Source organism: Nocardia sp. PLKS1-43 (genome assembly GCF_059510335.1).
In genome coordinates, this window is sequence record NZ_JCAJZQ010000005.1 from 219,639 (window position 1) to 239,690 (window position 20,052).

The following is a 20,052-nucleotide window of genomic DNA, read 5'->3' on the forward strand; positions in this document are numbered from 1 at the left end:
CCCTGCCGCGCCACAGCGATCGGGTTATGTTTCTGCAACAATTCCGATGCCGACGCGATAGATGTTTGCGGTTTAATAACTGCGTTCGAGTTTCCGCTCATGAACGACTCATCGCAGTTGACGTCCGCTCCGCCGGCTCCCACCGACAGCCCCGATTCCCGGACGACTCAGTCATGTCTCTATCGTCTGGCCTTTGCCAACCCGAACCACAGGGACCAAGGTCACAAACGCTGGGTGCCCTTCGCCCTTGCACATTGAAAGTCGCCAAAGAATTGCTGCGCCCTCAAAGTCGACGCAAACCGGCTACGGAACCGTCAGACGGGTGAAACAACTGCCGTTCAGAGCAGTAAATCAGCTATGGCGCGGCTAAATATTCTTTGAGAATGACCGCCGGGAAAACGCGGATGAAACCATTCAGCTCTAACCCTCACATCGACGTCTAGAGTCGGGCCGCATGGACACGGCTACGGTTCTCGGCAGGCCACCGGAGCCGCCCGCGCCCGACGCCGATTCCCCTCCGGGGCATGATGAAAGTTCCGATTCGAACCATCGAGGAGTCAGCGTATGCCCCGTATCGCGACCGCCGACCATGTCGAACTGACCACGCTGCTGGAGTTCCTGCGACCCCGGCACCGCGGCGTACTGATCACTTCCCGCGCCGACGGGAGTCCGCAGATGTCGCCCGTGACCTGCGGCGTCGATTCCGGGGGACGCATCGTGGTCTCGACCTATCCGGCTCGCGCCAAGGCCGTCAACGCGCGACGGAACCCGCGGGTGTCGATCTGCGTACTGTCCGACGAGTGGAACGATGCGTACGTCCAGGTCGACGGGCGCGCCGAGGTGCTGGACATGCCGGAGGCGCTGGAGGGCCTGGTCGATTATTTCCGCTGCATCTCCGGCGAACATCCCGACTGGGACGAATACCGCGAGGCGATGGCCCGGCAGAACAAATCCCTCATCCGCATCCACATAGAACGCTGGGGGCCGGTCGCCACCGGCGGATTCCCCCCGCCCGCGGATTCCTGACCCGTCAGGCCGGAGACTCGATCCGGCGCTCGGTGATCGGCACGCTCAGCGAGACTCCGTTGAGATCCAGATAGAGCACCCGCTCGGTGACCGATACCCCGAGGGCGTTGCGGCGTTCGAGCGCGGCCACGGCGGAATCGACCACGGCCCGCTCGAAACCGAATACCGGAATCTGCGAAGCGCGGTAAATTCGCTTGCCGGACAACGCCGTCAACACCTTGTCCGGATCCCGATGGGTGTACACCGCCACGCGATCGGCCGATTTGGCGCCGCGATGCAACCGATCGGCATCGGGCGCTCCGACCTCGATCCACGCGGTCAACCGTCCGCTGAGATCACGCACCAGCACCGCGGGCTCGTCGGTGCACGACACGCCGCCGTCGCTGAACGCGATTCCCTCCTCGTACTCGAGGCAGTACGCCAGAATTCGCGTCACCATGAATTCGGCCGTCTCCGACGGATGCCGAGCCACCCGCAACTCGAAGTCCGCATAGATCCCCCGATCCACATCGGCCAGTTGGACCGTGAACGTATACAGAGTCGCGCCGAGTGCCACAAGTCCCCGAGCTTAGCCCGTCGCCACCGGCGGATTCTCCCTGTCCGAGGATTCCCGGCCTCTCAGCCCGATGGCAGAACCATCAAGCTCTTCCGCCAGCCGGTACCCCCACTGCTCGGCGATGATCGCACCGCGCCTGCGCGCAGCCTCATCCGCGCCGACCCGCTCGCGGTACGCATCTCTGTCCCACTTGCTGAAACTGCCCATACTTCCCACCCTCGACACGCTTCGGGAGTAGGACTACCGGACGAGTTCCTCGAGAAGGAACTCACCGACGACCACATGCTCCAGGTACACCGATCCGTCGCGATGCATCCGATGCAGGCGGTACTCGCGAGCATGAGCGTCGAGCCGGAATTCCAGGACCTCGGCGATCTGGTACTTCACATCGAGCACGACCACCAGGTACAGCGGAATTCCGGCGCGGGCGTACTGCACCTTCTTGTCGAGTAGGTCCTCCGCCGCGGTCGACGGCGAGGAGACCTCGACCACGATCAGAGCATCGTGCGCCTCGGGCTTCGCGCCGGCCTCATCCAGGCAGCGATATACGACCACATCGGGTCGGCGGAAGGTGAATCGCGGGACCCGCCACAACACCACGTCGATATCGGTATCGACTCTGACGCAGGGCTCGGTCGAGGGGAGCGACTCGAGAGCGTTCGCCATACGGCGGGCGATCCGGTTGTGCTCAGGGGACGGAGATTCACAGACGATCACATGTCCGTGGACCACCTCGATACCGCGAGCGATAACCTCCGGCAGTCGCCGGTATTGTTCCTCGGTCATCTCGTGTGGCAGCGAATCCACCGATTGGATCGTCATGCAATGAGCGTACCGAGTGCGGGCGCGGGCAGTGGTCAGTGATCGGCGGCCGCGTAAACCTCGAGATTCGACTCCTGTTGCGGTCAGTGTGCGCTCGCTGTCGCCGGCTCCTTCGGTGGGGTTGTGCGGGCAACGGTGGTGGTTTGCTTCGATGTGGTTGTCGTGCTTGGGGTTTCGGTTGCCGACGTGGTGGCCGGTGCGGGGGTTTCCGGGGTGCGAGCGACCGCGGTCGCCTTGGGCTCGGTGGTTGTCGTGGTGGGATGGGGTGCGGTTGTCGTGGTGGTGGGGGACGCCGTCGTCGTGGGGGCCGCCGACGTTGTCGTCGTGGCGGGGGCGGTTGTCGTGGTCGGGGTCGCTGTCGTGGTCGATGCGGCCTTGGTTTCGGCCGCGGCCTTGTAGGCGGCCTGGACATCGGTCGCGTCGGGCTTGGCGGTGGTGTCGATCTGCTTGCCCGCCTGGGCCTGCTGGGCCAGGTGGGTGAGCCAGGCCGCGGCGTATTCGGCCGAGGTCAGCGGCTTTCCGTCGGCGGTGCTCGAATCGCGCCAGTAGTCGAAGTGGTGGCCTGTGCCGTTCGGGCCGAGGGTGAGTTGATACGGATCGCTCAGGATCACCGGAATCGTGTTCTGATTGGTCACGATCAGGCCGACGACCTCGTTGAGCACCTTCTGCGGCAGATAGGCCAGCGGCGCCAGCTCGTCGGTCGAGATCGATTGCGCCGGAGCTGGATCCGCCTGCTGCTGACCGGGCTTGTACCCCGGCTCGGACACCTTCAGCAGCACCTGGAGCAGAGTTTCCTTACTGGCCATCCAATTCGGCTGCGACCGGATGTATTCGAAGGCGTTGTAACCGATCCGGGCCAGTACGGTCGCGACGTCCTGCCCGGTCGCGGGGGTCAGTCCGTCGGCCTGCAGCTTGTCCACGTTCAGCTGCCGCCCGACGTTGGCGGCCAACTGCAGCAGCGAGATGTTCTGCGGCGCGGCGCAGGTCAGATCGCCCTCGGAACAGAACGAGGCGACCTTGCCGTCGAGCGAGCCGAAATCACCGCTGTTGTCCGGCAACGCGCCCTGACCCGAGATCGGCGTCGTCCCGTTCTGGTACTTCTGGTCGAAGCCGTCGGGGTTGCTGTAGGGATTCTGGGCACCCGGGAACGGACCGTCCCCCGCGGACCGGCCCGAATCGGCAAGAATGACCACACCGGTCACGCTGGCGGGATCGACGATCGCGTAGGAGCCGTTCTTCGCGGGCTCCTGATGGCCGACCTGCATGGCCACCCGGCGCACCACATCCGCACCCTCGCTGTAGCCGACGATGGCGAATTTCGTTGCGGGACAGGCCTGTTTGATCTGCTCCATCACCTTCTCGGTATTCGCCACGCCCGCGTCCACCGCGTCCTCGTAGCTGTTCATGTTCGCCGGATAGGAGATGTAGACCGCCGCGTACGAGCCGGGGCCGACCTTGCCGTTCGGCGCGTTCACCACCGGATCGACCCATTGGCTGTGATAGTCGTCGGACAGCGCGGCGGGCAACTCCTTGCCGTCCGCTCCGACCAGCAGCTTCGTCGTGGCCGCGGAAGGGCTGTCGTTACGCCCGGCGACCGAGATGGTCACCATGTCGTGACAGTCGGTGACCGACGAGATCAACCGCGGCGCGGCCGTGCGCGGCCCCCCGTCGGGCAGTACCGCGACAGCGACGGCGACCGCTGTGCCCAATATCACGGGCGCCGCGACGGCCGCCGTAAAGCGATGGCGCACAACGAATGTACGTTTGCGTGCCCAGAATTCACGAGATGACATGCCCGATCCCCATTCCGAAGTGACGAGTGGAGGAACCGGCCTCCCCGAGGACCATGTGCCATACGGAACGTCGTCACGGACGCCATGGGCGTTACGAAGACTGGACAATCGACCGGAAACTGGATGCCGGCGGTATGCCGCGATTCCTGTCGTACCCCTGTGGCAGGGTGTGCCCCAGCACGCACGACCGCCGACCCGGTGCCGGATCGACAGCCGAACCGGATGTCGGGCAGGATGTACGGCGCGGGACAGGCAACTGGAGGGAGCGAGGGCACATGCTGCGGTTGATCATCGGTATTGCGGCCGGATACGTACTGGGCGCGAAGGCCGGGCGGGTCCGCTACGAGCAGATCAGCAAGACCACACGTGCGATCACCGAGAGCCCGGTCACTCGCAAGCTCGTCCAGGCCGGCCGCCAGAAACTGTCCGACAAGCTCAGCACGCAGCCCAAACTCGAGCCGATGGAACCGATCGACGAGCGCACCACGGTGCTGGTGCCGCACGATCAGCTGCGCGGCTGAGGGCTACCGCTCAACCGGATCAGGTGGCGGCGAAATCGCCCGAGTTCCCCATCGCCTGCGCCTGCAGACTCCTGCGGTACTGCTCGAGCGCGACCAGATCGCCGAACAGGGCCATGTACGCCTCGGGCTGCTCGGTCGAGGAGATGCGCTGCAGCTTCGACTTCAGCTCCGCGACCTGACGACCCACCCACGCCTCCTGGGTGCGCGCGAGCACGCCGGTGATGAAGCGCTGGACGTCATCGATCGATTTGATCGGCAACGGCAGCGCGGCCAGTTCGGAGACCAGCGCCCGCAGCGTGAGATCGTCGGTGTGGTCGGCGACCCGGGCCACCCATTCGGCGCCGCCGATTCCGGCCGAGGTTCCGCCGGACTCGGTGATCGCCGAGCGCACGGCGACGTACGCCGGATGTGTGAACGCCTCCGGCTCGATCGCGTCGAATGCCGGACCGGCCAGCGCCGGATATTGCAGTGCCGCGGCCAGCGCGTGACGCTGCGGCAGCAGCACGGGATCGTTCGGATTCAGCGGAGCCGCCGGACGTTCGACGGCGGGCTGCGCCGCGGGCTCCGCGCCTGGCCGGCGCGCGGCGGCCGATGATCCGTTGCCCTGGGTGCGGTTCCGGCGCGCCTCGTCGCCGACCCGGCGAACCACCATCTGGATGTCGTCCCAGCCGATCCAGCCCGCCAACCGCGTCGCGTAGGCCTTGCGAGTGGCGTTGTCGGTGATCTGCGCGACCACGGGCACCGTGCGCCGCAACGCCTCGACCTGTCCCTCCGCGGAGTCCAGATCATATTGCGCGAGATAGCCCTTCACGATGAACTCGAACAGCGGGATCCGGCGCGCGACCAGATCCTTCAACGCCGCATCGCCCGAACGCTGACGCAGCTCGCACGGGTCCTGACCGTCCGGCGCGATGGCGATGTAGGTCTGCATGGCGATCTTCTGATCGCCCGCGAACGCCTTCTGCGCCGCCGCCAGACCGGCCTCGTCGCCGTCGAAGGTGTAGATGAACTCACCGCTCATCCAGGTGTCGTCCATCAGCAGACGGCGCAGCAGCGACAGATGTTCGCCGCCGAAAGCCGTACCGCAGGACGCCACAGCCGTTTTCACCCCGGCCATGTGCATCGCCATCACGTCGGTGTAGCCCTCGACGACCACCACCTGACGCCCCTTGGCGATCTCCCGCTTGGCGTGGTCGAGGCCGAACAGCACCTGAGACTTCTTGTACAGCAACGTTTCCGAGGTGTTGATGTACTTCGCGGTCATCTGGTCGTCGTCGAACAGCCGACGCGCGCCGAAGCCGATCACCTCGCCGCCGAGATTGCGGATCGGCCACAGCAGCCGCCGGTGGAACCGGTCGATCGGCCCGCGCCGCCCCGGCTTGGACAGGCCCGCCGCCTCGAGCTCCTTGACGTTGAATCCCTTGCGCAGCAGGTGTTTCGTGAGGGTGTCCCAGCCGCCGGGCGCGTAGCCGCAACCGAACTGCTGCCAGGCCGCCGCGTCGAACTGCCGATCGGTGAGGTACTTGCGCGCGGTCTCGGCCTCGGGCTCGCGCAACTGCGCGATGTAGAACTCGTGCGCTGCGGCATTGGCCGCGACCAGCCGCGCCCGGGTGCCACGATCGCGCTGCACCGAGGTGCCGCCACCCTCGTAGTTGATCTTGTAGCCGATCCGATCCGCCATCTGCTCGACGGCTTCGACGAATCCGACATGCTCCATCTTCTGCAGGAAGGCGAACACATCGCCGCCCTCACCGCAGCCGAAGCAGTGGAACAGCCCGTGATTGGGCCGCACGTGGAACGACGGCGACTTCTCGTCGTGGAACGGGCACAACCCCTTCAGCGAATCGGCCCCAGCCCGCTTGAGCGCGACGTACTCCCCTACGACATCCTCGATCCGCACTCGCTCACGAATTGCCGCGATATCGCGATCAGGAAGTCTACCGGCCACGGGGTCCGAGTCTAGCTCCCCCGCCTTGCCACGACTTCAGCCTGCTCCCCGCCTCCGCCGGGGCGAGACAGCCGCCGAGGCCGGATCCCACCATCGCCGGGTGGTACCGAATATGGCATGAACAAGACGACCGTCTACCTTCCCGACGAGCTGAAGGCCCGGCTCGACGCGGAGGCTACGGCCACTGGCGTCAGCAAAGCGGAACTCATCCGCCGTGGTATCGCGATGTTGCTGGACGCATCCAAGCGCCCGCGCAACGACGCACCGCTGCCGGTCTTTCGCAGCGGACGTCCGCGCAGTGCCGATGAAATGCGTGAGGACATCTGCCTGGAGATCAAGCAGCGGTCGGCTCGTCGGTGATCATCGTCGCCGACACCTCGGCACTCTTCGCGGCATTCGACGCCGACCAGGCCGAGCACGAACTGGCAGTGGCGGTCATGGAACACGAGAGACTGGTGATATCACCACTGGTACTCACCGAATTGGACCACCTGACTCGCCGCGACCTCGGATTCGCAGCGGCCATGCGGATCACCGATGCGCTGCTGGCTCGGGCGATCGATGGCCGCTTCCGCCTCGCCGCGGTGCGAGCCGAATACGAGGGGTTGCAACTCGACCTCGCCGACGCGGTCGGTGTCGCGCTGGCTGACAAGTACAAGACCGACTCCGTCTTCACGCTGGAGCAACGCGATTTCCGCGCCATCGAGCCGCTGACAGCGCGTTTCGACTCGTTCCGAATTCTGCCTGCCGATAGATAGCGGTTCGGTATCTGGCCGGAGATTCCCTTATCGCCGCAGAGTCTGCCTGACCGCGCGAACGATTATGCCGCCGCACATACCGCGAAGCCGGTCGTCGGCGGGCACCCGGCCTGATTGCCTGACGACCGGCTTCGGCCGGTTTCTGCGAAGAATGGGTCAGCGGCGCCAGCCCTGGAACCACCCCTGGTTGAAGTTGCCGAAGTTGTTGACGAAGGGGTGGAAGAAGTCGGTGAAGGGCTGCCAGATGCTGTGGAACATGGTGTTACCTTTCAGTCGGGATCACGAATCGGCATTTGCCCGATTCATACTGCCGAGATCGAGTTTCAGTGGTTCGGATGAGCGCATCGTTGGTTCGAACTGTCAGAATTCTGAGTGACGTGGCTCATGCCCGTTCGGAAATACAGCTCGCACACAGCGTGAACAAAAGCGGGGCCCATTATCGGTCGTGAATATGGCAGTTATCGACCTGAACATGGAGAAAGGTTTCGCGATGGGGCTCTTGATTCTGCTCGCGCTCGCGGTGGGCGCCGGATTTCTGATCGCCTCGATGACCGGGCGGTCGCGGGCGATGCGCTCGCACCCCTACGTCGCGGATGCGGTTCCCGCACAGAACCGGGTGGTCATCGACGGTAACGAATACATAGGCTCGGACCGGCGAGGGGCGTCGACACCGTACTACTTCAGCGGTGGAACGGTCGGCGGCCGCACCGTATCGCCGGGCTGGTACAGCACGCCGTGGTGGAAGACCGCTCTCGTCGCCGGTGCTGCGGGTGTGGGCGGCGCGCTGCTCGCCGACACGCTCATGGACGGATTCGGTCACCACCATCACATGGGCGGTCCGGGATTCGGCGGATTCGGGCCGGATATGGGCGGACCGGGATTCTTCTAGTCACGCGCGCCCATTTCGAACATTCATCGGCGAGCGACTCGGATTCATTCGGATCGCTCGCCGTATCGAATCACCGCGAAAGAACATCGCCACAACGATTTCGGCGATGACGCCTATTCGGTTGCGGCAGCCACCCTTTCGAGGCGGCTCTCGGTGTAGGAAGCGATCTGGTCGACGACGACGCGGATGCGCGCGGCATCGTCGTGCGCCGCGTTCCACCAGGGCAGCAGAACCGGGTCCAACGTGCGCGGCGCGTCGGACAGCAGGTGGTGGGCGACCAGGTGGATACGTTCGCGCTGGGCCTTCTGACGCTCGTTGTGAGCCGGATCGGACATCACATAACGCAGCGCAACCGTTTTGAGCATCGCGACCTCCGCAGCCACAATGGGCGGAACCTCCAGATCCGCGGCGTAGCGGGACAGGCGACGGCCACCCCATGCCTCCCGGGTGGCCGCTACCGCGGCGGTGGCGAAGCGGCCGACCAGATCGCTGGTGAGCCGCTTCAACGCCACCGAGGCCCGCAAGGTGCCGTCGTAGCCGACGGCCTCGGCGATCACCGGCAGTTCGGACAGGCGCTGCGCGGCCGCGACCAGATCATCGATGGACAGGCCACGATGCTGGGCATGCCCGAGTTCGGCCAGCGCGACCTGCTCGATCGGATCGGCCAGTGCGCGCAGATCGATGCGGCCCGCGATCACTCCGTCCTCGACGTCGTGCACCGAATACGCGACGTCATCGGACCAGTCCATCACCTGGGACTCGAGGCACTGCCGCAGCGTCGGCGCATCGCGACGGACCCACTCCAGGCGGTCCACATCCACGGCGTAGACACCGAACTTGCGGATCGAATCCGTTCTGCCCCAAGGGTATTTGATCGTCGCGTCCAATGCGGCGCGGGTCAGGTTCAGCCCGAAACTCTCCCCGTCCGGGCCGAACACCTTCGGCTCGAGCCTGGTCAGGATGCGCAGATTCTGCGCATTGCCCTCGAAACCGCCGAAGTCCGAGGCGAATTCGTCCAGGGCGCGCTCGCCGTTGTGACCGTAGGGCGGGTGCCCGATATCGTGCGCCAGCCCGGCCAGATCGACCACGTCCGGATCACAGCCGAGCTCGTCGGCGATGCTGCGGCCGATCTGCGCGACCTCCAGCGAGTGGGTGAGGCGGGTACGCGGCGTGTCGCCGTCGCGCGGGCCCATGACCTGCGTTTTGTCCGCGAGCCGGCGCAATGCGGCCGAGTGCAGCACACGGGCGCGGTCGCGGGCGAAATCGCTGCGCCGCTCGGCGACCGACGACCAACCCAGGCCCGCGCTCTTGGCCGACTCGGTCACCATACGTTCATGATCCTGCGCGGTGTACGCCTGCGCGATGCCGCGCTCGGCCGAACCGCCGGGGAGGCCGCCGGTCATCACATCTCCTCGAAAATCACTGCTCCGCAGTGTATTTGAAGTCTGCGGGGAAGTGTGTCAGCTTGTACCAGAGCAGGGCGACGGTCTCGCGCGCGATGCCGTGGAACTGCGATTCGCGGGTGTAGACCGCAGGGCCGGTGCGAGTGGGCGCCGTCCACGCCTCCAGACCCGCGTCACGCGCCATGGTCCGGGTGCGCATCGAATGCCACGGATCGCTCACCAGCACCACCGACGACAGGCTCCGCCCGCGCATGGCGTCGGCGACCGCGTCGATACTCTCCAAGGTGTCCGAACCGGTCTGCACCGCCAGCACGTGATCCGCCGGCACGCCGTGATCGGTCAGGTACATCTTGCCCGCCGCGGCCTCGGTGTACTCGTCCCCGGGACGCTTACCGCCGACCGTGATCACCAGTGGCGCAACACCTTTCCCGAAGAGCCGATAGGCCTGGCCCAGCCGCGCCTGGAATACCGAGGACGGCGTCCCGTCGTACTGCGCGGCGCCCAGGACCAGGATCGCGTCGGCGTGGGAGTAGTCGTCGATGCGCGCCACCTGCCACACCCGGACCGCGGTCCCGCCGATCAGCACCAGAGCGGCCAGCAGGCTGCCCGCGATCACACGACGCACCCAGCGCCCGGTCGCGGATCGGCGCGGACGGGCGGCCGTGCGGACGACGGGCGACGGTGCGGGACGAGTCGGGGCCCAGGACATTCCACGAGTGTGCCAGTATTCGATCACGCCGAGGTTGCGGCGCGAGCTACCAGCCGCGTTCACGCCATTCTCCCAGGTGCGGGCGCTCCGCACCGAGGGTCGTGTCGTCGCCGTGGCCGGGATAGACGATGGCCTCGTCGGGAAAACGGTCGAACAGTTTGCTGGTGACATCGCCGTAGAGCGAATCGAATTGCTCCGGCGATGTGGTGCGCCCCACACCGCCGGGGAACAGCGAATCTCCGGTGAACAGATGAACCTGTCCGGCCCCGTCGGTCAGCGCGAGCGCCACCGAACCCGGTGTGTGCCCGCGCAGGTGGATCGCCTCGAGGGTGAGTTCACCGACCCGGACGGTATCGCCCTCGGCGAGCAACCGGTCGGGTGTGACCGGCAGCGGCTCGGCATCGAGCCGGTGGGCGGCGGTGGGGGCGGCGGTCTCCGCGGCCACCTTCTCCAGACCCCACCAGTGGTCCGGATGCTGGTGCGTGGTGATGATCAGCTCGAGCCGCCCGGCGGCCTCTTGCCCGATCAGTTCCAGCAGACGCTCGGGATCGTTCGCCGCATCGATCAGCAGACTCGCCCCGGTGGCGGCGTCCTGCACCAGGTAGGCGTTGTTGTCCATCTTGCCCACGGACATCTTGACGATGCGCGCACCGGGCACGGCGCGCTGCTGCGGGTTCGACCCCGGCGAGACATGGCCGGTGTATGCGTCCAGGGTAATCACGGTTCGATCGTAACCACGGGCGCCGACACCGCGCCCGTCCGCGGCCGATCAGCTCGCGGGCGGAACGGGCTCGCCGGAACGCGTCGTCAGCCACTGCTGGATCTCGACCAGATTGCCCTCCGGATCGCGCAGGTACGCACAGCGGATCCGATCTCCGAAAGTCACCGGGCCCGCGGCGATCTGGGCTCCCCGGGCGGTGATCTCGTCCAGATATTCCGTCAGATCGTCCACCCGCAGCGACACCATCGCGGTATCGCCGCGGCCCGGCCGCAGCACCTCGCCGAGCATCGCGTCCAGATCGGCCCGCTCGTGCAGGCACAGGCTGCTGCCCAGCGCGGGCTTGAAGGCGATATACGGCGGCGCGGGATCGGCCACCTGCGGTTCGAGCCCCACGACGGTGCGGTAGAACTCGGCGGTACCCGCGAAATCGTCCACGATCAGCCGGATCTGAGTCAGATGCACGGCACGAACCTACGCCGGTCGGCCGCACCTCGACCACGCAGCACTACAACCAGCCCTGGCGATCCGCGGCCCGGACCGCCTCGGCGCGGGTGCGGGTGCCGGTCTTGCCGATCGCCGCGGACAGGTGATTGCGGACCGTTCCCTCGGACAGGTGCAGCCGGGCGGCGATCGCCGCCGCGGTCGATCCGTCGGCCGCGGCGGCCAGCACCTCGCGCTCGCGGGCGGTCAGCGGTGAGGTCCCCGAGGTGAGGGTTTCGGTGGCCAGCGCGGGGTCCACCACGCGCAGACCGAGATGGACGCGCCGCACCGCGTCGGCCAATTCCCTTGCGGGCGTGTCCTTCACGACGAATCCGCTGGCCCCCGCATCGATCGCGCGGCGCAGGTATCCCGGGCGGCCGAATGTGGTGACCATCAGGATTCGCACCTCCGGACGGCTCGCATGCAACCGCGCCGCCACCGAAATACCGTCCGCCCCAGGCATTTCCACATCCAGCAGCACCACGTCGGGTGAACTGCGCTCGACCGCGTCGAGCACCTCGTCGCCCCGGCCGACCTCGGCGACCACCTCGAGGTCTGACTCGAGGCCGAGCAGCGCCGCCAGTGCGCCGCGCACCAGGGCCTGATCATCGGCCAGCAGCAGCCGGATCACCGCCGCCACCTCCGTTCACCGCACATCGGCAGGTCTCCTTCCGCACGGTCACCGGTACCGTAATCCGTTCGCACGCGAGTCATTCCGGAAAGTCGGCGGTCACCCGCAGCCCGCCGCCGGGCGCCGCGGCGAGGGTCAGCGCGCCGCCCTCCGCGCGGACCCGCTCGCGCAAACCCGCCAGGCCCGAACCGAATTCGGCATCCGGACGCAATCCGGTGCCGTCGTCGACCACCTCGATGCGCGATGGGCCGACCCGCACCGTACAACGCGAGGCAGCGCTGTGCCGCACGACATTGGTCACCGCCTCACGCAGCACCCAGCCGAAGATCGGACGGTAGCCGCCGAAGTCGCCATCGGGCAGTTCCGCCTCGATCCCGGCCGCTCCCAGGGCCGTTCGCACATTGGCCAGCTCACCGGCCAGCGAGACCTCCCGCAGCCCGCCGACGGTGTCGCGCACACCGGCCAGCGCCTCGCGGGCGAGCCTCTCCACATCGGACATCTCGGCCCGCGCACGTTCGGGGTCGAGATCGATCAGTCGAAGCGCCAGTTCGGTTTTCACGGTGATCACCGTCAGCGAGTGGCCGAGGATGTCGTGCACGTCGCGGGCGACGCGGTTGCGGTCCTCGATGATTGCCATCTCGGCGCGCTGCCGCCGTTCCAGTTCGATATTGCGCCGGCGGCGGGTTCCGATCTCCCGGCCGCCCCAGAACACGATCGGGATGACGGCGAGGAAGAAGGGGACCAGGCCCAGATGCCACCGCGGCACCAACATCGGCACGACCACCATCAGGACCGCGTAGGTGAAGACGAACTGCGCGGATTCGCGGGCGGGCAGTACGAATACGCTCATCGCGGCCACATACGTCACGGTCACGATGCCGTGGCCACCCAGCAGCACCAGCGTGGCCGCGCTCAGCAGCCCCTGCGCGCCCAGCAGCAGCAGAGCCCGCCGATCCACCCGGCGCACCAGCGGCACACCGTCCCAGCCCGGCTGCGGGAAGAGTGCGAACGACAGGGCGATGTTCACCCCGAACGCGACCACGCACGCCGAGGCGGCCACCACGAGCAGATGCTGGCCGCGGTGCCAGTGTTCGGCCAGCGGCGCGTACAGCCCGGACAACCAGGCGACGGCCATGACTCCGCCGAACGCGCCCCGGCGCAACCGCGACCCGCTGAACGGCGCGGTCCCGGCCAGCCGGTCCATCCCATCGGAAACCGGCCGCACCGCCGCCGCGAGCCAGGACCTCACCGGCATCGGCAGCTCCCGCCGGCCTGCGCGCACCCGATCATTCATCGACGCTAACCCATCCCCGCAGCATCGGGCACAGCCCGGACCCGAACCCACCACCCGCGCACGACAATCCGCGGCTCGCCGACGTCACCATCGTGCGGCCGCCTCCGATTTCCGCACCGTGCGCGCCATCTCGAACACCGAGTCCTCGCGACCGGAAGAACCGCACTCGAACCGGGAGCGAACCACCGCGAACCTGCCAGCGCCACCCGGCCCGGCGATTCGCCCCGGCCCGGTGAACGCCGCCGACCACCACCCCGGGCAGCACGCAATTCCGACCTCGCGACACCCACACCGCTCGCCCCAGCCCAGTGGCGGCCGACCACAAACCCTGGCGGCGGACAACTCCGACCTCGCGGCACCCGCACCGCTCGATGGGAGCGCTGCCCGGCGAGCGGTGCCGGCACCTCCGATAGCTCGCGGGAACACGGTCACCGGGCGGTGTCGCGGCGGAACAAAATCGCCGCGCCCCCATGACCGCCGACCACAAAACCTCGCAGCGGACAACTCCGGCCTCCCCGCACCCGCACCGCTCGATGAGCGCGCTGCCCGGCGAGCGGTGCCGGCACCTCCGATAGCTCGCGGGAACACGGTCACCGGGCGGTGTCGCGGCGGAACAAAATCGTCGCGCCCGCGGTGAAGGCCACCGCCCAGAACACGACGTTGAGCGCGGCCAGTGCGATGTCCAGGCCGGTCGAGCCGCCGAACGGGATGCGGGCGAGGGTGGCCACGCCATTGGTCGGGAACACCCGCGAGAGGTCGCCTACCCAGCCGCGCAGCGGGAAGAAGAGTCCGCCCGCGAAACCCAGGACGGCCAGCAGCAGGCCGAGGATCTGCATGATGCTGCTCGCGGGCAGCAGATAGCCGAGGAACAGCCCGAGGGCCGCGAAGATGAGCGATCCGGCCCAGACGATGACGAAACAGCTCACCCATGCCGCCGCGGGCAGATGCGCGCCGAGCGCCGCGCCGAGGATGAATACCACTGCGGCGGAACACAATCCGAGCAGCATTGCCAGCATGATCTTGGTCGCGATGTAGAGAATCGGGCGCAACGGGGTCAGGCGCAACTGACGACTCCAGCCCGAGGCCCGCTCCACCGCGACCGTCGCGCCGCCGCTGGTGGTGCACAACATCGCGCCGTAGAGCGCCATCGACACCATCGCGTACGCGGTCATATTCCCGGAACCGTATGCCTGGGTGCGGAATCCGGATTGGGTGCCGTAGGACAGGAAGACCAGCGGCGGCACGATCAGGGAGATCACCATGGTACGGCGGTTGCGCAGCATGCGGCGCAACTCCAGTGCGAGGAATTCCCAGCTGAATCCGCCCGCTCGGCGAGTCCGGTCGGCGGGCAACGTGTTTCCGAGAGTGTGGCTGCTCATGTCAACGGTCTCCGGTGAGGGCGAGGAAGGCATCCTCGAGGTTGTGGCTGGTGATCTCCAGATCGACGGCCGGGGTGGCGGTGATCAGATAGCGCGCGACGGCGTCGGAATCCTTGGCGTGCACCAGGATTCGGTCGCCGCGCTGTTCCACCTGCTCGACTCCGGGAATGGCCAGCAGCCGGGCCTGATCGGCGTCGGGCAGGGTGGCGGATACGACGCGCCCGGCCGCGAGGTTCTTGATCGCCGACGCGCTGCCGTCGGCGACCACGGTTCCGTTGCGCACCAACACGATCCGGTCGGCGTAGGCGTCGGCCTCGTCGAGGTAATGGGTGGCGAACACGACCGTGCGGCCGCCGCGAGCGTCGGCGCGGATGGCGTTCCAGAACTGCCGCCGCCCCTCCACATCCATGCCCGCGGTGGGCTCGTCGAGGATGAGCAGATCCGGATCCGGCAGCAGCGCCAGCGCGAACCGCAATCGCTGCTGCTGGCCACCGGAGCACTTCCCCACCGGCCGTCCGGCGATACCGTCGATGCCCGCGCGCGCGAGAACCTCGCCGACCGGGCGCGGACGAGCGTGCAGGCTCGCGACCAGCCGCACGGTCTCCGCGACGGTCAACTCCGGCAGCAGCCCGCCGGTCTGGAGCACCGCGGAGATCCGCCCCGCCGCGATGGCCTGATCGGGTGTGCCGCCGAAGACGCCGATCCGGCCCTCGTCGGGGCGCAGCAGCCCGAGCAGCATATCGATGGTGGTGGACTTGCCGGCGCCGTTGGGTCCGAGGAAGGCGACCACCTCACCGGGCGCGACGACCAGGTCGAGCCCGTCGACCGCGCGGACAGGCCCGGCGGAGGTGCGAAAGGTCTTGCGCAGACCGCGAATCTCGATCGCCGGTGCGGCGGCGGTCCGGTGCGCCGAGCCGGACGTGAGTGCAGATGTCATGCTTCGAGTCTGCGGCGCGCGAGGCCGGCGCACCTGCGCCGACCGTCACGACTCCACCATGACATCTGTCATGCCCGGCGCGCCCACCGGTTCCGGATCACCTGTGAGCCAGGGGCTTTCACGGATGCAGGACGATCTTCCCATGGGTGTGCCCGCGCTCGAGTTCGGTATAGGCAGCACGCACCTCGGCCAGCGGGTAGACCGCCGCGATCGGCACGTCGAGAGTTCCCGCGACGACCTGATCGGCCAGCTCGGCCAGCACGTCGATGGTGTCGGCCGCCGCGTTGCCCTCGGCCTTGACCCCGTACTTCGCCACGGCGGCGAAGTCGGCGATCGTATCGATGCGTTCGGGCCGCACGCCCAGCTCGATCGCCAGCGCGACGTAGTCCGGCCCGTACAGGTCGATGAACGCGTCCACGCCGTCGGGCGCGGTGGCCCGGATCCCGTCCGCCAGACCGTCGCCGTAGCTGATCGGAGTGACGCCCAGCGACCGCAACCACTCGTGGTTGGCCGCCCCGGCGATTCCGATCACCGTGCCGCCGCGAGCCCGAAGCAGTTGCACCACAAGCGAACCCACGCCACCGGCCGCACCGGACACCACGATGGTGTCACCGGCCTCCGGGCTCACCGAACGCACCGCCGCGAACGCCGTTGTCCCGGCCACGAACAGCGATCCGGCCACGTCCCAGGACAATCCGGCGGGTTTGGGCGCGATCTGCTCCACCGGAACGACGACGTGCGTCGCATGACTCGCACGCTCGTTGGTGAAGCCGAGCACCTCGTCGCCGACCGCGACCCCGCTCACACCCTCGCCGATCGAGGCCACCCGCCCGGCAAAGTCACTGCCCTGCCCGGACGGGAACGTCGCGGGAAAGACTTCGTGCAGCGAGCCGTTGCGAATCTTGGCCTCGCCCGGGTTGATTCCCGCCGCGACCACCTGAACGACGACCTGGCCGGGGCCCGGCACCGGGTCCGGCACCTCGACCACGTTCAGTACGTCCACATCACCGTACCGATCGAACCTGACTGCTTGCGCCATGGTGCAACTCCTGTCTGCGACGTCTACGACGTAACCGAACAGCACCTCCCGGCCCAGTATTTCCGCGGCCGGTGGACCCAGCCCCTCGATCGCGAGCTCAGGCCCCGATCAGTCGCTGCGCCAGATAACCCTCGACCTGGTCCAGCGCGATGCGCTCCTGGGCCATCGAATCACGCTCGCGCACCGTCACCGCCTGGTCCTCGAGCGTGTCGAAGTCGACGGTGATGCAGAACGGCGTGCCGATCTCGTCCTGGCGACGGTAGCGGCGGCCGATCGCGCCGGCATCGTCGAAATCGATGTTCCAGTTCTTGCGCAGTTGCGCGGCAAGGTCTTTCGCCTTCGGCGAGAGATCCGCGTTGCGCGAGAGCGGCAGCACCGCCACCTTGACCGGGGCGAGGCGCCGGTCCAGGCGCAGCACGGTGCGCTTCTCCATGACGCCCTTGGCGTTGGGCGCCTCGTCCTCGGTGTAGGCGTCGATGAGGAAGGCCATCAGCGAGCGGGTCAGACCGGCCGCGGGCTCGATCACGTACGGAATGTAGCGCTCGCCCGAATTCTGGTCGTAGAAGCTCAGATCCACGCCGGAATGCTCCGAATGCGTCTTCAGGTCGAAGTCGGTGCGGTTGGCCAGGCCCTCGAGCTCACCCCATTCGCTGCCCTGGAAGTGGAAGCGGTACTCGATGTCGACCGTGCGGGTCGAGTAGTGCGAGAGCTTCTCCTTCGGGTGCTCGAACAGCCGCAGGTTCTCCGGATCGATGCCCAGGTCGGTGTACCAGGCCAGCCGGGTGTCGATCCAGTACTGGTGCCACTTCTCGTCCTCGCCCGGCTTGACGAAGAACTCCATCTCCATCTGCTCGAACTCGCGGGTGCGGAAGATGAAGTTGCCCGGTGTGATCTCGTTGCGGAAGCTCTTGCCGATCTGCGCGATACCGAACGGCGGCTTCTTGCGCGCGGTGGTCTCGATGTTCTTGTAGTTGACGAAGATGCCCTGCGCGGTCTCGGGGCGCAGATAGTGCAGGCCCTCCTCGGATTCGATCGGGCCGAGGTAGGTCTTGAGCATCATGTTGAAGTCACGCGGCTCGGTCCACTTGCCGACGGTGCCGCAATCCGGGCACGAGATCAGTTCCATGGACACGCTGTCCGGATCGTCGATCTTGTGCTTCTCGGCGTACGCCTCCTGCAGGTGGTCCTGCCGGTGCCGCTTGTGGCAGTTCAGGCATTCCACCAGCGGATCGTTGAACACCGTGACGTGGCCCGAGGCGACCCACACCTGACGCGGCAGGATGATCGAGGAGTCCAGGCCCACGACGTCGTCCCGGCCGGTGACCATGGCCCGCCACCACTGCCGCTTGATGTTCTCCTTGAGCTCCACGCCCAGCGGCCCGTAGTCCCACGCCGACCGGGTACCTCCGTAGATCTCACCGCTCGGGTAGACCAGGCCCCGCCGCTTGGCGAGATTGGCGACGGTGTCGACCTTGGACTTGGGTGCCACGACTGGAGCTCTCCCTCTGCGATGTGATCAGGCTGTTCGCCTCAGGGTATCGGGCGTACCGGCGCGGGGTCGAAGCAGTATCCGCGCGAGCCGGCGAGCATCCTGCTCGACCTGACCCAACTCGGATCGCCGGAATGCGAGCCGTTCGGACGAGCCGCTCCGGAATAGGGCTCTGCCGTTCGGGTATCCGCCGGCCATGAGACTTCTGCCCTCCATCAACCCGCTGCGGGCGTCGGCGCGACTGTTGCTCGGCTCCAGCTTCGCCATCCTGGGCTGGGACGCCGCTCGTGAACCGGGCGGTCGCGTCGAGGTGGCGGCCGAGACGCTCGAGAACATACGCACGGTGCTACCGCTGCCGCGCGACGACGAACTCATCGTGCGCGGTAACGGCGCCGTGCAGGTCCTCGCCGGGGTCCTCTTGGCGTCCGGTCGCCTGACCCGGCCGGCGGCGGCGGCACTTGCTGGATCGCTGGTGCCCACCACCTTCGCCGGACACAGTTTCTGGAAGCTGGACGACCCGGAAGCCCGGGCGATGCAGCAGGTGCAGTTCCAGAAGAATCTCGCGATGCTCGGCGGCCTGCTGTTCGCGGTGGCCGACGGGTGATTTCGCGCGTTGTCACGCACAACCCCGGCCGGCGGCCCGGCGCACCGGTCCCGCGGCACCCGACGACACGCTGAAGTCGCCGGGAGGCGGCGCAGCATTGACATGCGCACGTGTGCATACTAATAATGGCATCGATTTCCGATAAGGAGTTGGATTCGATGACCGCCGACAGTGGTGCCACGGCGCGTGAGGGCGGCGCCCCCGCACGTCGCAGCCGCGTCGCGATGGAAGCACCCACCGCGATCCCGCACGACCCGTTTCCGTATCGCGCGCCGCTCGCCCCGGCCGTTCCCACGCGTCCGGTGCTGGACAGCGCGGGTGAGCTGCTGCGCGCACTGGCCGCGCCGGTGCGGATCGCCATCGTGCTGCAGCTGCGCGAGTCGCCGCGATGCGTGCACGAACTGGTCGACACGCTGGGCGTGACGCAGCCGCTGGTGAGCCAGCATCTGCGCATTCTCAAGTCGGCGGGGGTGGTGCGCGGCGAGCGCACCGGCCGCGAAGTCATCTACGAGCTCGTGGACGACCATCTCGCCCGCATCGTCGTCGATGCGGTCGCACATGCCGAGGAAGGGTGACAAGTGCCGGACAAGACGGGCACGGCAGACAAGATCGTCGGAGTTCGCAGTACCCGCCAGCGCAGCGCCATCTCGGCGCTGCTGAGTGATACCGAGGAGTTCAGGTCCGCACAGGACCTGCACGACGAGTTGCGCCGTCGCGGCGAGGGGATCGGCCTGACCACCGTCTACCGCACGCTGCAGTCCCTGGCCGACGCGGGCGTGGTCGACGTATTGCGTACGGACACAGGCGAATCGGTGTACCGGCAGTGTTCCCAGGGGCACCATCACCACCTGGTGTGCCGGCACTGCGGACGCACCGTGGAGGTCGAGGGCCCGACCGTGGAGGCATGGGCGCAGACCGTCGCGCGCCAGCACGGCTTCACCGATATCAGCCACACCATGGAGGTCTTCGGGAGCTGTTGCGAGTGCGCGGCGGCCGGGCGGTGATTCTCGCTCGCACCGGAGAGGATGCGGTACAGTTGAACCCGTCACGAAA

General features: G+C 67.3%; 23 protein-coding genes. 8 read left to right on the top strand and 15 right to left on the bottom strand.

Annotated features, from left to right (window positions below; translation table 11 throughout):
* Positions 1-564: 564 nt before the first annotated feature.
* Entirely contained in the window at positions 565-1,026 is a 462-nt protein-coding gene (locus tag AC5WS7_RS20390) for a PPOX class F420-dependent oxidoreductase (protein ID WP_495956134.1), read from the top strand.
* Between the two features lie 4 nt (positions 1,027-1,030).
* On the opposite strand, the gene AC5WS7_RS20395 is transcribed toward AC5WS7_RS20390, so the two are convergent.
* From AC5WS7_RS20395 to AC5WS7_RS20410, 4 genes are all read right to left on the bottom strand, one after another.
* Positions 1,031-1,582: a YaeQ family protein gene (locus AC5WS7_RS20395; RefSeq protein WP_495956135.1), complete on the bottom strand. Its 552-nt coding sequence runs from the start codon at positions 1,580-1,582 to the stop codon at positions 1,031-1,033.
* A 12-nt stretch (positions 1,583-1,594) separates the two neighbouring features.
* On the bottom strand, positions 1,595-1,789 hold the full coding sequence (locus AC5WS7_RS20400; protein ID WP_495956136.1) for a hypothetical protein: 195 nt from the start codon (positions 1,787-1,789) through the stop codon (positions 1,595-1,597).
* Between the two features lie 33 nt (positions 1,790-1,822).
* On the bottom strand, positions 1,823-2,404 hold the full coding sequence (locus tag AC5WS7_RS20405) for a Uma2 family endonuclease (protein ID WP_495956137.1): 582 nt from the start codon (positions 2,402-2,404) through the stop codon (positions 1,823-1,825).
* 83 nt (positions 2,405-2,487) lie between these two features.
* Positions 2,488-4,197: a cutinase family protein gene (locus AC5WS7_RS20410; protein ID WP_495956138.1), complete on the bottom strand. Its 1,710-nt coding sequence runs from the start codon at positions 4,195-4,197 to the stop codon at positions 2,488-2,490.
* Between the two features lie 275 nt (positions 4,198-4,472).
* Between AC5WS7_RS20410 and AC5WS7_RS20415 the strand changes: the two genes are divergently transcribed.
* On the top strand, positions 4,473-4,718 hold the full coding sequence (locus tag AC5WS7_RS20415) for a hypothetical protein (protein ID WP_495956139.1): 246 nt from the start codon (positions 4,473-4,475) through the stop codon (positions 4,716-4,718).
* 19 nt (positions 4,719-4,737) lie between these two features.
* Here AC5WS7_RS20415 and dnaG read toward each other — a convergent pair whose 3' ends face one another.
* On the bottom strand, positions 4,738-6,666 hold the full coding sequence (dnaG, locus tag AC5WS7_RS20420; RefSeq protein ID WP_495956140.1) for a DNA primase: 1,929 nt from the start codon (positions 6,664-6,666) through the stop codon (positions 4,738-4,740).
* A 117-nt stretch (positions 6,667-6,783) separates the two neighbouring features.
* Between dnaG and AC5WS7_RS20425 the strand changes: the two genes are divergently transcribed.
* From AC5WS7_RS20425 to AC5WS7_RS20435, 3 genes are all read left to right on the top strand, one after another.
* Entirely contained in the window at positions 6,784-7,026 is a 243-nt protein-coding gene (locus AC5WS7_RS20425) for a ribbon-helix-helix domain-containing protein (RefSeq protein ID WP_495956141.1), read from the top strand.
* A complete protein-coding gene (locus AC5WS7_RS20430; RefSeq protein WP_495956142.1) occupies positions 7,023-7,424 on the top strand; it encodes a PIN domain-containing protein in 402 nt (133 codons plus the stop codon). Before AC5WS7_RS20425 ends, AC5WS7_RS20430 begins: the two co-directional genes overlap by 4 nt.
* Positions 7,425-7,914: 490 nt before the next feature.
* The gene (locus AC5WS7_RS20435) at positions 7,915-8,313 is read left to right on the top strand and encodes a hypothetical protein (RefSeq protein ID WP_495956143.1); all 399 of its coding nucleotides are present in this window, start codon (positions 7,915-7,917) and stop codon (positions 8,311-8,313) included.
* Between the two features lie 113 nt (positions 8,314-8,426).
* On the opposite strand, the gene AC5WS7_RS20440 is transcribed toward AC5WS7_RS20435, so the two are convergent.
* The 10 genes from AC5WS7_RS20440 to AC5WS7_RS20485 form a co-directional block, all read right to left on the bottom strand.
* Positions 8,427-9,716, bottom strand: a complete 1,290-nt coding sequence (locus tag AC5WS7_RS20440) for a deoxyguanosinetriphosphate triphosphohydrolase (protein ID WP_495956144.1) — start codon at positions 9,714-9,716, stop codon at positions 8,427-8,429.
* Positions 9,717-9,732: 16 nt separating this feature from the next.
* Positions 9,733-10,425: a YdcF family protein gene (locus AC5WS7_RS20445; protein ID WP_495956145.1), complete on the bottom strand. Its 693-nt coding sequence runs from the start codon at positions 10,423-10,425 to the stop codon at positions 9,733-9,735.
* Between the two features lie 46 nt (positions 10,426-10,471).
* Positions 10,472-11,146, bottom strand: coding sequence for an MBL fold metallo-hydrolase (locus AC5WS7_RS20450; protein WP_495956146.1), 675 nt, complete (start codon positions 11,144-11,146; stop codon positions 10,472-10,474).
* 48 nt (positions 11,147-11,194) lie between these two features.
* Complete coding sequence (locus tag AC5WS7_RS20455; RefSeq protein ID WP_495956147.1) at positions 11,195-11,608, bottom strand: VOC family protein; 414 nt, start codon at positions 11,606-11,608, stop codon at positions 11,195-11,197.
* A 43-nt stretch (positions 11,609-11,651) separates the two neighbouring features.
* Complete coding sequence (locus AC5WS7_RS20460) at positions 11,652-12,257, bottom strand: response regulator (RefSeq protein WP_495956436.1); 606 nt, start codon at positions 12,255-12,257, stop codon at positions 11,652-11,654.
* 79 nt (positions 12,258-12,336) lie between these two features.
* Positions 12,337-13,512, bottom strand: a complete 1,176-nt coding sequence (locus tag AC5WS7_RS20465) for a sensor histidine kinase (protein WP_495956148.1) — start codon at positions 13,510-13,512, stop codon at positions 12,337-12,339.
* Positions 13,513-14,141: 629 nt separating this feature from the next.
* Positions 14,142-14,930, bottom strand: coding sequence for an ABC transporter permease (locus AC5WS7_RS20470; RefSeq protein ID WP_495956149.1), 789 nt, complete (start codon positions 14,928-14,930; stop codon positions 14,142-14,144).
* 1 nt (position 14,931) lies between these two features.
* On the bottom strand, positions 14,932-15,867 hold the full coding sequence (locus tag AC5WS7_RS20475) for an ABC transporter ATP-binding protein (protein ID WP_495956150.1): 936 nt from the start codon (positions 15,865-15,867) through the stop codon (positions 14,932-14,934).
* A gap of 118 nt (positions 15,868-15,985) precedes the next feature.
* A complete protein-coding gene (locus AC5WS7_RS20480; RefSeq protein ID WP_495956151.1) occupies positions 15,986-16,906 on the bottom strand; it encodes an NADP-dependent oxidoreductase in 921 nt (306 codons plus the stop codon).
* 97 nt (positions 16,907-17,003) lie between these two features.
* On the bottom strand, positions 17,004-18,395 hold the full coding sequence (locus AC5WS7_RS20485; protein ID WP_495956152.1) for a glycine--tRNA ligase: 1,392 nt from the start codon (positions 18,393-18,395) through the stop codon (positions 17,004-17,006).
* 196 nt (positions 18,396-18,591) lie between these two features.
* On the opposite strand from AC5WS7_RS20485, the gene AC5WS7_RS20490 reads away from it, so the two are divergent.
* The 3 genes from AC5WS7_RS20490 (at position 18,592) to AC5WS7_RS20500 (ending at position 20,003) form a co-directional block, all read left to right on the top strand.
* Positions 18,592-18,999, top strand: a complete 408-nt coding sequence (locus AC5WS7_RS20490) for a DoxX family protein (RefSeq protein WP_495956153.1) — start codon at positions 18,592-18,594, stop codon at positions 18,997-18,999.
* Positions 19,000-19,223: 224 nt separating this feature from the next.
* A complete protein-coding gene (locus AC5WS7_RS20495; RefSeq protein WP_067891923.1) occupies positions 19,224-19,574 on the top strand; it encodes an ArsR/SmtB family transcription factor in 351 nt (116 codons plus the stop codon).
* A 3-nt stretch (positions 19,575-19,577) separates the two neighbouring features.
* Complete coding sequence (locus AC5WS7_RS20500) at positions 19,578-20,003, top strand: Fur family transcriptional regulator (protein ID WP_495956154.1); 426 nt, start codon at positions 19,578-19,580, stop codon at positions 20,001-20,003.
* Positions 20,004-20,052: the final 49 nt, after the last annotated feature.

Coding starts and splice junctions, on each gene's coding strand:
- AC5WS7_RS20390 (WP_495956134.1), top strand. CDS start 565: ATGCCCCGTATCGCGACCGCCGACCATGTCGAACTGACCACGCTGCTG.
- AC5WS7_RS20400 (WP_495956136.1), bottom strand. CDS start 1,789: ATGGGCAGTTTCAGCAAGTGGGACAGAGATGCGTACCGCGAGCGGGTC.
- AC5WS7_RS20405 (WP_495956137.1), bottom strand. CDS start 2,404: ATGACGATCCAATCGGTGGATTCGCTGCCACACGAGATGACCGAGGAA.
- AC5WS7_RS20410 (WP_495956138.1), bottom strand. CDS start 4,197: ATGTCATCTCGTGAATTCTGGGCACGCAAACGTACATTCGTTGTGCGC.
- AC5WS7_RS20415 (WP_495956139.1), top strand. CDS start 4,473: ATGCTGCGGTTGATCATCGGTATTGCGGCCGGATACGTACTGGGCGCG.
- AC5WS7_RS20425 (WP_495956141.1), top strand. CDS start 6,784: ATGAACAAGACGACCGTCTACCTTCCCGACGAGCTGAAGGCCCGGCTC.
- AC5WS7_RS20435 (WP_495956143.1), top strand. CDS start 7,915: ATGGGGCTCTTGATTCTGCTCGCGCTCGCGGTGGGCGCCGGATTTCTG.
- AC5WS7_RS20440 (WP_495956144.1), bottom strand. CDS start 9,716: ATGACCGGCGGCCTCCCCGGCGGTTCGGCCGAGCGCGGCATCGCGCAG.
- AC5WS7_RS20445 (WP_495956145.1), bottom strand. CDS start 10,425: ATGTCCTGGGCCCCGACTCGTCCCGCACCGTCGCCCGTCGTCCGCACG.
- AC5WS7_RS20465 (WP_495956148.1), bottom strand. CDS start 13,512: ATGCCGGTGAGGTCCTGGCTCGCGGCGGCGGTGCGGCCGGTTTCCGAT.
- AC5WS7_RS20470 (WP_495956149.1), bottom strand. CDS start 14,930: ATGAGCAGCCACACTCTCGGAAACACGTTGCCCGCCGACCGGACTCGC.
- AC5WS7_RS20475 (WP_495956150.1), bottom strand. CDS start 15,867: ATGACATCTGCACTCACGTCCGGCTCGGCGCACCGGACCGCCGCCGCA.
- AC5WS7_RS20480 (WP_495956151.1), bottom strand. CDS start 16,906: ATGGCGCAAGCAGTCAGGTTCGATCGGTACGGTGATGTGGACGTACTG.
- AC5WS7_RS20490 (WP_495956153.1), top strand. CDS start 18,592: ATGAGACTTCTGCCCTCCATCAACCCGCTGCGGGCGTCGGCGCGACTG.
- AC5WS7_RS20495 (WP_067891923.1), top strand. CDS start 19,224: ATGGAAGCACCCACCGCGATCCCGCACGACCCGTTTCCGTATCGCGCG.